Consider the following 10,888-nt stretch of genomic DNA (forward strand, 5'->3'; position numbering starts at 1 on the left):
CATCCCTAATCGTTAACAAAAAACACTTAACAATATGGCTAAGCAATTATTTTTCAACACAAGTGCAAGAGACCAACTGAAGAAAGGCGTTGATGCACTTGCTGATGCAGTAAAAGTAACATTGGGTCCTAAAGGACGTAATGTGATCATTGACAAAAAATTCGGTGCACCTACTATCACTAAAGATGGTGTATCTGTTGCAAAAGAAATCGAATTGGCAGAGCCAATCGAAAACATGGGCGCTCAGCTTGTGAAAGAAGTAGCTTCAAAAACTGCTGACAACGCTGGTGACGGTACTACTACTGCTACTGTCCTTGCTCAATCTATCTTCGGTGTAGGTATCAAAAACGTAGCTGCCGGAGCTAATCCAATGGATCTTAAAAGAGGTATTGACAAAGCTGTAGCGGCGGTAGTGAAGCAACTACAAGCTGATTCTAAGCAAATCTCTACTTCTAAGGAAATCGCTCAAGTAGCGACTGTATCTGCTAACAATGATGAGGAAATCGGTTTAATGATTTCTAACGCAATGGAAAAAGTAGGTAAAGACGGTGTGATCACTGTAGAAGAAGCAAAAGGTACTGAAACTGATGTGAAAACTGTAGAAGGTATGCAGTTTGACAGAGGTTACCTTTCTCCTTACTTCGTGACTAACACGGAGAAAATGGAAGTTGAATTGGAGCAGCCTTACATCTTGATCTACGACAAGAAGATCTCTTCGATGAAGGAATTGCTTCCAGTTCTTGAGCCAGTAGCTCAGTCAGGCAAAGGTTTGGTTATCATCTCTGAAGATGTAGATGGCGAAGCTCTTGCTACACTAGTAGTGAACAAGATCAGAGGCGCTTTGAAAGTAGCTGCTGTGAAAGCTCCAGGTTTCGGTGATAGAAGAAAAGCAATGTTGGAAGACATCGCTATCCTTACTGGTGGAACAGTAATCTCTGAAGAAAGAGGTTTCAAACTAGAAAATGCAACTATTGATATGCTTGGAAGAGCTGAGAAAATCAATATTGACAAAGACAATACTACTCTAGTGAATGGTGCTGGTGATAAAGCTGCTATCAAAGGCAGAATCGCTGAAATCAAAGCTCAGATAGACAAAACTACTTCTGATTACGACAGAGAGAAACTGCAGGAAAGACTTGCTAAACTTTCTGGTGGTGTAGCCATCCTTTATATCGGTGCTGCTACTGAAGTAGAAATGAAAGAAAAGAAAGACCGTGTAGACGATGCACTTCATGCTACTAGAGCAGCAGTACAAGAAGGTGTTGTTGTTGGTGGTGGTGTAGCACTTGTAAGAGCTGCTGAAGCACTTAACAACCTTAAAGGTCTTAACGAAGATGAAGATACTGGTATCAACATCATCAGACAGGCTATCGAATCTCCATTGAGAACTATCGTTTCCAATGCAGGTGGTGAGCCTTCTGTAGTGATCAATAAGATCAGAGAGCACAAAGGTAACTATGGCTACAACGCTAGAACGGATGTTTACGAAGACTTATTCAAGGCGGGCGTAATTGATCCTACTAAAGTAACTCGTTTAGCTCTTGAGAATGCAGCATCTATTGCAGCACTTCTTTTGACTACTGAGTGTGTAGTAGCTGATAAGAAAGAAGATTCTTCTTCTATGCCTCCAATGGGTGGCGGCGGAATGGGTGGCATGATGTAATCATCACCCTAGTAAATAATACAAAAGGAGATCCAATGGATCTCCTTTTTTTACTTTACACCCCAAATTAATTCACCTTAAAATAAAAAAGGTAGTTAATCATTTTTCTTGAATCGGTATTAATTGTATTTTGGCTTCACCAAACGGTTTTTTTCTACCTTAATCATCTAAATGACCCATTTTGACACAATTTTTCTAGTGGATGATGATCCCATAAATAACCTTATAAATAAAAGGCTACTTGGGAAAATTGGCATTTCTGAGAATATCGTGGAATTTCTAGAAGGCGAAGAAGCGCTAGACAAACTCAATGATTTTGAGCCACAACACTCGCTTCTCATTTTTTTAGATATTAACATGCCTGTCTTGAATGGCTGGGAGTTTCTTGATAAATACCTGGAATTATATGGACACAGATCGGATAAAATAGTAATTCTTTCCAGTTCTATTGATTACCAGGACAGGTTCAAAGCTCAGGGCTATGAAATTGTATCTGGATTTTTGGAAAAGCCCCTTACCCTTGGAAAAATCGAGGAAATTAGAAATCAAGGGATTTTATAATCCCTCAAACAAGACACTAGTACTTTCCTATTACAGGGCCCAGTCGTTCCCAAATATCTCTGATAAGCAGAAATGGAACCAGCGAGTTATCACCTGCTCCACCCATTCTGACAATCACTAACCCTTCAGAAGGAATCACCATCAGGAACTGCCCATTTTTGCCCATTGCCTGATACATATCAGCTGGAGCATTTGGCACTAGCATCCCAGGATAAATCGTTTGAGACTGAGGGACCATATAGGAGCTCTTTCCATTCAGCCAAGTAAGATAGCCGTAGCTTCGATTGAGGCTTTGAGAAGACTGCGACAGCTCATCAAAAAAGTCACCAGACCAAATCTGATTTCCATCCCAGTTTCCGTCAGCAAGCAACAAAAGTCCAAATCTAGCAAAGGATCGCGCATCGCTATAAAACACATTGTTCTCTCCGGTTTTCTGCCAAAAACCTTTCATACCTATCTTTCCTCCTAAATTCTCAGTAAAGAAATTTTGAAAACTTTGGCCAGAAGCATTTTGAACGACCTGCTCTAATAAGGTATAAGGAGCATTGTGATAGGCCCATCTTTTACCTGGCTCAGCTAGGAATACTAAAGAAGATGGGCTGGTATCATCCTGATTTGCGACTCCATCATCCAATCCTGTAGTCATTATAAGCTGATGAATTAATCGAATATCACGTTCTTGACTGTTGGTTAGTGATGTCCAGCCTTCTCCAAGGTATTTCTGTGTTCTGTCGGTTGTATTCAGCAATTTTTTGTTTTCGGCGATACCCACCAAAGTAGCGGTGAGTGTTTTTCCAGCAGATGCCCAATACCAATAAGAGTTTTCATCCATTTTCCCTACACCTGTAAGCTTATCGCCCCAGTATTCTTCAATGACTATTTTACCGTCTTTAAGAATGATAAAAGCTCTGGTGTCCTGCGTAGGTAACCAAGCTAGAAATTCCGCAAATTTCACTCCATCCCAGCCTAATTCAGCCGCAGATTGCTTATCCCACAGAGATGATTCAGTTGAGGGAAAATAAAGTTTCGATGTATTGGGCGAGGGTTTTTGAGCTTCGGCGCAGGAATAAAAAAGTAAAATAAAGCACCCCAAAAAGAAATGCTTTATATAATCATTTAAATATTTCATAGAAATTTAATATTCATACTATTTCCTCAAAGTATCCTCTATGAATTTTTTCACATCCTCACGAAAAAGCTTCGCAGAAGGCAAATCCGTATACATCATGTGGCCAGCCTCATAGTAGGTCATGATGATTCTATCACTGGCAGACATAGGTAGTCCAAGGTGCGCTATGGAATGCTCTACTCCATAGAATACAGTGGCAAGATCATAATATCCATTCATAATTAACACCTTCACATTCGGATCCTTACTCATCGCATCAGCCATATCGGGAAGTGTGGTCACAGCACCATCAGTTCCCCAATATTGATTTCCTCTATGCGACCAATCCCATTTGAATCCTTGCTTACTATAGGCAGAAGTAGAATAATTCAAATCCTTACTTACTCCTAGCGCTCCATGGAAGTAGTCCAAAAAACCCATGGTATAAGCAGGGGAAATAGCATCGCTTTGAGGATCAGTGAATGCACTCATAGACATGGGATCAATATTAATCCCTTTATATCGGGAGTCCAGACGGCCCACAGTCATTTCCTCATCCCGAAGCAATTCTTGGAAAAACTCACCCGCATCCATTTTCAAGTCAGCTCTCTTCCAAATTGCTGCACTGATTCCTGTAAAGCCTTCTAGTTTTTGAGCAATTGCACCTTCTGCACTTTCTGATAGCTTGTTTCCTTTAAATAAAGCCGGAGCATATTCATTTTCGGTAAACTCCCTTACTTGCTGCACAAAAGCTGGTAAATCACTTGTCTTGTTTGGCACTTTGTCATGATACCAAGCAGTGGCGGCCATAGTTGGTAGATAAGCGATGTATGAAATATCTTCTGTAGGCACAAAGAACAAGGTTCTCAGATCAAAGACCGAAGACACCATAATCACTCCGTTTAATGCATAACCACGGTCAAGCAAGTAGCTCATCACTCCTGCATTTCGAAATGTACCATAGCTTTCTCCCAAAATATATTTTGGTGAGTTTAATCGATTATGCTCTTTCAAAAACTGCATAATAAATAAGCTTACGCTACGTATATCCTGATCCACTCCCCAGAAATCTTTTCCAGTAGCCTCTCCTATTGGCACACTCAAACCTGTTCCCACAGGATCCATCATCACGACGTCAGCTACATCTAAAATAGAAAATTCATTATTAGTCAATTCATATGGAGCACTTGCATTGTAATTAGGATCATCGATCACAATCCTTTTTGGCCCCATGATCCCCATATGAAGCCAGTAAGAAGAACTTCCCGGTCCACCATTATATGAGAAAACAATGGGTCTATTCTTTTCAGGATTTTCTTTGAAATAGGCAGTAAAACCAAATAGTGCAATCGGTTTGTTATTTTCATCCTTCAATTCAAATGTTCCAGCTTTTGCATTTAGATTGATTGTTTTACCATCAATTGTAACTGATTGCTTAGACTCAAAAACTTGAGCTTTTTGAAGAGAATCAGTTGATTTTTCAGTTTTATCCTGAGCTGTAGCTAGGCCTGAAAAGAGTATAAAAAGAAATAAAAGTCTAATTTTCATAATAGTTTATTACGGTTACAAGTAGTTCGATTAAAGTAGGAATTGTCTTATTAAAGACCATTCGATTTTACTGCTTCACGACCTTTCCTTCTTTCATCACAAATACGACATCCTTCATCACCTTGATATCTTTCTCCGGATCTCCAGTGACCGCAATAATATCAGCCAATTTCCCAGCTTCGATTGATCCAAGTTTATCTTCAATTCCCAGAAACTGAGCATTGGTTAATGTTGCTGTCTGAATGGCTTCTAAATTTGGCATTCCTACTTCGGTCATGTAGATAAATTCGCGATAATTTTCACCATGTGGAAATACTCCCGCATCTGTACCGAAGGCAATTTTTACTCCTTTTTTATAAGCTTTACCAAAAGTTTCTTGAATCTGAGGACCTATTCTCTTAGCTTTCTCTGCCACTACCGCCGGATAATATCCAGGAATCTCCGCAAAAGCAGCAGCTGACATACCCGCTGTCACTGTTGGGACAAGCCAAGTACCGTTTTCTTTCATCATATCCATTGTTTCATCAGACATCATTGTGCCGTGCTCAATAGATGTCACTCCTGCTTTGATTGCACGCTGCATACCTTCATCCCCATGAGCATGCGCTGCTACCATTATTCCAAAATCCTTGGCAGTCTGAACTACGGCGTCTAATTCATCCTGAGCAAACTGAGGTGCTGATCCATCCCTAGCAACCGAAAGTACTCCTCCAGTAGCCGTAACTTTTATCAAATCTGCTCCAAACTTAACTTGCTGACGAACAGCTTTTCTAGCTTCATATGGCCCGTTAATCACTCCTTCATCCGGCCCTGGATCACGCATCAAATCTCTCTTTACACCATTGGTAGGATCAGCATGACCTCCCGTTGGAGCGATTGATTTGCCTGCGGTATAGATACGGGGACCTACCACTTTTCCAGAGTTAATTGCGTCGCGCAAGGCAATGTTGACTCCAGACCCTCCCAAATCACGAACCGTTGTAAATCCTGCCATAATCGTTTTTTGGGCGAAGTGAATCGACTTGAAAGCCACATCCGCTTCATTTTCCCGGAAACCGTCCACATATCGTGTAGGGCCTGTTTCTCCCTCAATATGCACATGCATATCCATTAAGCCGGGCATCACTGTGCTACCTTTCAGATCTATAGCCGAATCTCCTGAACCCGGATTTTGATAGCCAGCAGTTACTGAAACAATTTTCTGCCCTTCAATTACGATCGTTTGCTCGCTAAGAATTTTTTTGCTTCGGACATCGACTAATTTGCCAGCATGTATGTAAGTCTTTTGTGCAAAGACTGTCAAGGAAAATAGCAAGGCTATTCCACTCAGTACAATTTTTTTCATAAAGTGAAAAATTCGGTTGGTTAATATAAGAAGCAGTTTAACGAAAAATCATGAAAAAGCCACTCCAGCCTTCAGGTGATAGTAGCACTCATGCAGGTGGAAACCCAGTTTCTCGTAAAATCCTATAGCTTTTTCAGCGGCAAAAAGAACTAATCTGGTATCTGGCACTAAGCTTCTTGCAAACTTGAGCATACTTCTACCTATTCCTTCACCTTGCCTTGCCGAAATCACGGCTAAATCAGCAATGAACGTTCGATAGGAAAAATCTGACAATGCCCTAAGTACACCGACAACCAGTTCACCATCACGTGCTACGATCACTAAATTGGAGTTGCGAAGCATTTTTTCTAAATGCTCTGGATCATGCATTGGACGTCTTTTCCCCAATCCTGAATCATCTAGGATATAAATAAACTCCTGAAGGGATAAGTTCTTTTCTATTTCATAAGAAACCATTATTTTGAGATATAATTAGTTAACAATGACAAGGGGAGCAGGCTTTATTTCTTCAGCAAACAAGTCTTCGAAGGATAATCGAAATTTGGGAAAAATCCGTTCCAAAGCGTCGAATCCTGATGGGATTTCCCGAGAAAAAAACATGGATAAAGCTGATCACAAAAGTATAGATGACAGCATCAAGTTTAGAAACAGCAGGTATACTTCTTTCTCCAGAAGCGGATACTTCTTCATGATAATGGTAATCCTTACATTGGTATGGCTTGTCTGGACACTCTTTTTTTAGAAAGTTCTAATACACACGCTTTTCTACCAACAAAGAGACAAAAGCATTACAAGTTTCGGTCAACATTAGCATTTAGGCCACTTCGGTCATCGGTCTTCCGTCCGGCTGGCTAGCAAAGAATTTTAGGTAACTGGCATCATCCGATAGCTATCGGATGGGGATAATCGCTAGTACTAAATAAGCACATCTCGCAATTCTTCTTTTTTCTTAAGCATCGCCTTAGCGAAAGGACACATGGAATGACTTTGATATCTTCCTTTCGCACGTAGTCAACCAGTTCACCCAGCAACTTCTCTCCGATTCCCTGACCTTTCCGGCTTTCATCTACCTCTGTATGCTCGATGATCATTTTCTTTGGCCCAGCCATTACATAGACCATTGTGTAAAGCCTTTTTTATTAGAATTCTCGGAATTCCGCCACTCGAAAGTAGCTCCGTACGCATCCGTATTTAGCCCCAGATGCTTCTGATACCAATTCTTAGTCTTACTCGGATCTTCTACTTTAAAAAAATATTCCCCCTATTCCTGTGACACGTTTTTTCATGTGATTTAATGTGGCTTAGTGAGGTATTAAGGTAAGAAATAAAAAAGAGCTCTTATACTCTACCTGTATTTTGAAAACGGATCAACTCCTTCTTGGTAAAGGAGAATAGTCGTTCCCTCGGAAAGTTAAAAAATCCCCCTTGCTCCTTTGAAAAGGGGGAGTCGCGTCAGCTGAACTTCAACTATTGACTTCAAGTGTTTACATGCAATTACTTGATTATAGACAACAACTCACTGCACTCTATCACACCCTAAATGATTCAAATATATTTTGAACACGGATCAACTCCCCCTTTGTAAAGGGGGTAAGGGGGATTTAACCCCATATTTTTTTAAATTAACCGTATGTATTTTTTGCCATACAATAAATCATTACGTGAATTCTCCAGAGAACTTAGAGCCCATAGCACTCTTTCTGAAATACTACTTTGGCAGAAGTTAAGAGCGAGTCAATTCCGAGGTTATGGCTTCAATAGACAAAAACCTCTAGGCAATTACATTGTTGATCTATACAGCAATAAATTAAATCTAATAATTGAAATAGATGGTGACTCACACTTTAATGAACAAGCTATACTAGAAGACGAGGTTCGTCAGCAAATTCTGGAAAAAAATGGTTTAAATTTCCTTAGATTTCTGGACATCGATGTGAAGAAAAATATGGAGTTTGTACTAAGTGAATTGAACTTTTACATTGATGAATGGGAAGATAAAAATGGAATTCCTAGAAGTTATTTTAAGTAAATAAAACGCACACTTACATTGATAAAAATCCCTTTTTTCCCCTTTGGAAACAAGATGAGTAGTTCCCTCAGGAATGGTAAAAAATCCCCCGTGCCCCCTTTGAAAAGGGGGAGTCGCATCAGATGAACCTCAACTATTGACTCCAAATAGTTACATGCAATCATTTAAGTATATAGAACTACTGAAAACTAATTCGCTTCCTCGATTTTCACTTTCACTTTCTTCACTCGTTCATTTTTCAATTTTGGCATCAGCTTTTGCACCAAATTACTTTTCACGGCTACATAGGAAGCGAAATCCATGATTGTGATCAACCCGATTTCTGCGCTTGTTAATCCACCTTTCTTGGTCAGCATCCCTACGATATCTCCCTTACTGACTTTATCTTTCTTGCCTGCACTCACATAGAGACAGGTCCATTCCTGAGGAACTGGTGGTACTAGCTTCTCTCCTACTTTGAATTCCTCGATAAACTCAGCTATGTAGTCCGGTCTAGACTCATCGTTTGCCAAGATCATATAAGACTGCCCTTCAGCATGCATCCTGGCTGTCCTTCCATTTCTATGGATAAAAGCATCTTCCTTTGGAGGCAATTGGTAATGAACTATATGCTTGATCTCTGGGATATCCAAACCGCGTGAAGCTAGATCTGTCGCGATTAATAAATTGGTGACTTTGCTTCGGAATCTGATCAGGTTCTTTTCCCTGTCAATCTGCTCCAAACCGCCGTGCAATACTGAATGAAAATAATTATAGTCGTTGAGCAAAATACTCAGTCGATCGACAGCATCCCGATGATTACAAAAAACAATGCAAGACTCGTCCTGAAATCCTGCTACCAAACGCATCAGCATTTCTCCTTTTTCCTTGCTTGAGCTATGGACCACTTTGAGCTCCAACTTGGACTCAACCACATCCTTCAGAAAATTAACCGTACGATGATCTATAAATGGTAGAAAATCAGGCATTCTTTTCAGCAGAGTGGCCGAAGTAAGCAAGTGTCTTTGCTGTCCGTTAAGCGCTCCAAAAATCACTTTCAACTGCTCATGAAAGCCCATTTGTAGAGACTTGTCAAATTCATCCAAAACTACCGTGTGGATAGTTTTGGGATCAAAAGAACCTCTTTCTATATGGTCAGCCAATCTTCCTGGCGTGCCGATGATTACCGCTGGTGATTCGCCCAAGCTATTTGATTCCAATTTGGATGAGTGACCTCCATAAACTGTACTCACTCTGAAGGGAGTTTTCATGCCTTTGAAAACCTGCTCGATCTGGATTGCCAATTCTCTGGAAGGCACAATGATCAGTGCCTGCACTTCCCGTACATTTTCCTTGAGGGAATTTAAAAGTGGAATCAGAAAGGCTACAGTTTTACCTGAGCCCGTTGGTGATAAGAGTACGAGATGGGGATTTTTGGCAGCTCTGGAGATGAATTCGGTCTGCATTTCGTTGAGGCTATCAATCGAAAGGCTTTTGAGATACTGGGCGGTAGATTCTGTTTGTTTTTCTGACACGCGCAAAAGTACCAATTTACTGCGAGCTAAGTAGCCAAAATCATTGCGGCACGCTAAACTTCCTTTCCTTTCACCACCAAAAACCAATCACCTTCCAGCGCCAAATAACCATAGTCGTAGCAATAATGATAGATATTACCTTTTTTGGTCTCGTAGAGATGCGTGAAATATTTGAACTGAAAGCCATCACGAAGGAGTCTTTCCCGTGTCGTTTTCGCCATTTCCTCGCCTGAGGGAATGATTTCTTCCAAGATATTCCTGTTCTTTTTCAGGCTGTGATTGACCCTACGAATATAATTGGTCGACAGTGCATTTTGCTGATTATTGTAGGTATTGCGGCATTGATCATCACAGAATTTCTTATCGATTCTGCCTTGAATCACATCCCCACAATTCAAACAGTATTTTTTCTCTAGTGCCATATGCTAAAAAGTTTGATCTAATTTAACCGATTAGTTTGAAAAAAATCAATCAAACTAATCGGTATCAAATTTTCTATCTACTCATTTCTCAAAGTTCAGCGTATTCAGATTGAAAGTACTCCAGATCGTAATAGCCTCATCCGTCACATACACGAAGTATAAGTCCCCAAAGTAATCTGTTGCAGGAATAGTGAAGGAAGCATCAAACCATCCTTCTTGTGCACCTGAAGCAGGTCGGGAATCTTTGGTTAGCATTCCTGATTCTGCCAAGAGTTTACCATCTGGAGATCCAGCTCTTACTTGAAGTTTCCCTACCGTATTTCCAGGCATGATGGAAAGCGTTATTTTCTTAATCTGATTGAGGTCAATATCTCTAAACAAAAGATAAGATCCAGATGCTGTGAATTGCACATAATGCTCATCCACCGGATTTGCCCTAGCGGCCCCTTCCAACCCATCTGCGCTGTATGCTGAAACGGTAGTATTTCTCAATTTCAGCTGACTCGTAGTCTTAATCGCAGGAATGCCATTGGCTCCATTATCTTCATAAGAGGCTTGAACCTGATAGGATCATCCGTATTATCAACCCGGAAATCCCCATCGTCAATGCTCAATGACTCCATATTCAATTCCACTTTTATGCCATCCAAAAACCTTCGGAACGGATGTATCAGATAGGATAAGCACTTTTTATAAGA

General features: G+C 40.5%; 12 protein-coding genes. 4 read left to right on the plus strand and 8 right to left on the minus strand.

All coding sequences use genetic code 11. The annotated features are described in order from the left end of the window. Window positions 1–34: 34 nt before the first annotated feature. Window positions 35–1,663 (plus strand): chaperonin GroEL, encoded by a 1,629-nt coding sequence (groL, locus tag ESV85_RS19660; protein ID WP_146920660.1) that lies wholly within the window; start codon window positions 35–37, stop codon window positions 1,661–1,663. A 171-nt stretch (window positions 1,664–1,834) separates the two neighbouring features. Beyond that, window positions 1,835–2,224: a response regulator gene (locus tag ESV85_RS19665; protein ID WP_146920662.1), complete on the plus strand. Its 390-nt coding sequence runs from the start codon at window positions 1,835–1,837 to the stop codon at window positions 2,222–2,224. Window positions 2,225–2,240: 16 nt separating this feature from the next. Here ESV85_RS19665 and ESV85_RS19670 read toward each other — a convergent pair whose 3' ends face one another. From ESV85_RS19670 to ESV85_RS19685, 4 genes are all read right to left on the minus strand, one after another. Beyond that, a complete protein-coding gene (locus ESV85_RS19670) occupies window positions 2,241–3,353 on the minus strand; it encodes a serine hydrolase domain-containing protein (protein ID WP_146920664.1) in 1,113 nt (370 codons plus the stop codon). An 18-nt stretch (window positions 3,354–3,371) separates the two neighbouring features. Beyond that, window positions 3,372–4,880 carry a S10 family peptidase gene (locus ESV85_RS19675; RefSeq protein ID WP_146920666.1) on the minus strand — a complete coding sequence of 503 codons (1,509 nt, stop codon included), beginning with the start codon at window positions 4,878–4,880 and terminating at the stop codon, window positions 3,372–3,374. Window positions 4,881–4,947: 67 nt separating this feature from the next. Further along, complete coding sequence (locus ESV85_RS19680) at window positions 4,948–6,225, minus strand: metal-dependent hydrolase family protein (RefSeq protein WP_146920668.1); 1,278 nt, start codon at window positions 6,223–6,225, stop codon at window positions 4,948–4,950. A 48-nt stretch (window positions 6,226–6,273) separates the two neighbouring features. Further along, on the minus strand, window positions 6,274–6,681 hold the full coding sequence (locus tag ESV85_RS19685) for a GNAT family N-acetyltransferase (protein WP_146920670.1): 408 nt from the start codon (window positions 6,679–6,681) through the stop codon (window positions 6,274–6,276). A 25-nt stretch (window positions 6,682–6,706) separates the two neighbouring features. On the opposite strand from ESV85_RS19685, the gene ESV85_RS19690 reads away from it, so the two are divergent. Then, the gene (locus tag ESV85_RS19690) at window positions 6,707–6,967 is read left to right on the plus strand and encodes a hypothetical protein (protein WP_146920671.1); all 261 of its coding nucleotides are present in this window, start codon (window positions 6,707–6,709) and stop codon (window positions 6,965–6,967) included. A 136-nt stretch (window positions 6,968–7,103) separates the two neighbouring features. Here the strand turns inward: ESV85_RS19690 and ESV85_RS19695 are convergent, their stop codons facing one another. Beyond that, window positions 7,104–7,346 carry a GNAT family N-acetyltransferase gene (locus ESV85_RS19695; RefSeq protein ID WP_223276056.1) on the minus strand — a complete coding sequence of 81 codons (243 nt, stop codon included), beginning with the start codon at window positions 7,344–7,346 and terminating at the stop codon, window positions 7,104–7,106. A 509-nt stretch (window positions 7,347–7,855) separates the two neighbouring features. On the opposite strand from ESV85_RS19695, the gene ESV85_RS19705 reads away from it, so the two are divergent. Next, window positions 7,856–8,254 (plus strand): endonuclease domain-containing protein, encoded by a 399-nt coding sequence (locus ESV85_RS19705; RefSeq protein WP_146920673.1) that lies wholly within the window; start codon window positions 7,856–7,858, stop codon window positions 8,252–8,254. 188 nt (window positions 8,255–8,442) lie between these two features. On the opposite strand, the gene ESV85_RS19710 is transcribed toward ESV85_RS19705, so the two are convergent. The 3 genes from ESV85_RS19710 to ESV85_RS19720 form a co-directional block, all read right to left on the minus strand. Then, on the minus strand, window positions 8,443–9,768 hold the full coding sequence (locus tag ESV85_RS19710) for a DEAD/DEAH box helicase (protein WP_223276057.1): 1,326 nt from the start codon (window positions 9,766–9,768) through the stop codon (window positions 8,443–8,445). A gap of 53 nt (window positions 9,769–9,821) precedes the next feature. Next, entirely contained in the window at window positions 9,822–10,190 is a 369-nt protein-coding gene (locus ESV85_RS19715) for a DUF2116 family Zn-ribbon domain-containing protein (protein WP_146920675.1), read from the minus strand. An 81-nt stretch (window positions 10,191–10,271) separates the two neighbouring features. After that, window positions 10,272–10,682 (minus strand): hypothetical protein, encoded by a 411-nt coding sequence (locus ESV85_RS19720; protein WP_191322068.1) that lies wholly within the window; start codon window positions 10,680–10,682, stop codon window positions 10,272–10,274. Window positions 10,683–10,888: the final 206 nt, after the last annotated feature.

The organism is Algoriphagus aquimarinus (assembly GCF_007997215.1).
GTDB lineage: Bacteria > Bacteroidota > Bacteroidia > Cytophagales > Cyclobacteriaceae > Algoriphagus > Algoriphagus aquimarinus_A.

Excerpts from the sequence above, each read along its gene's own strand:
- groL (WP_146920660.1), top strand. The coding sequence starts at position 35 with ATGGCTAAGCAATTATTTTTCAACACAAGTGCAAGAGACCAACTGAAG.
- ESV85_RS19665 (WP_146920662.1), top strand. The coding sequence starts at position 1,835 with ATGACCCATTTTGACACAATTTTTCTAGTGGATGATGATCCCATAAAT.
- ESV85_RS19670 (WP_146920664.1), bottom strand. The coding sequence starts at position 3,353 with ATGAAATATTTAAATGATTATATAAAGCATTTCTTTTTGGGGTGCTTT.
- ESV85_RS19675 (WP_146920666.1), bottom strand. The coding sequence starts at position 4,880 with ATGAAAATTAGACTTTTATTTCTTTTTATACTCTTTTCAGGCCTAGCT.
- ESV85_RS19680 (WP_146920668.1), bottom strand. The coding sequence starts at position 6,225 with ATGAAAAAAATTGTACTGAGTGGAATAGCCTTGCTATTTTCCTTGACA.
- ESV85_RS19685 (WP_146920670.1), bottom strand. The coding sequence starts at position 6,681 with ATGGTTTCTTATGAAATAGAAAAGAACTTATCCCTTCAGGAGTTTATT.
- ESV85_RS19690 (WP_146920671.1), top strand. The coding sequence starts at position 6,707 with ATGACAAGGGGAGCAGGCTTTATTTCTTCAGCAAACAAGTCTTCGAAG.
- ESV85_RS19695 (WP_223276056.1), bottom strand. The coding sequence starts at position 7,346 with ATGGTCTATGTAATGGCTGGGCCAAAGAAAATGATCATCGAGCATACA.
- ESV85_RS19705 (WP_146920673.1), top strand. The coding sequence starts at position 7,856 with ATGTATTTTTTGCCATACAATAAATCATTACGTGAATTCTCCAGAGAA.
- ESV85_RS19715 (WP_146920675.1), bottom strand. The coding sequence starts at position 10,190 with ATGGCACTAGAGAAAAAATACTGTTTGAATTGTGGGGATGTGATTCAA.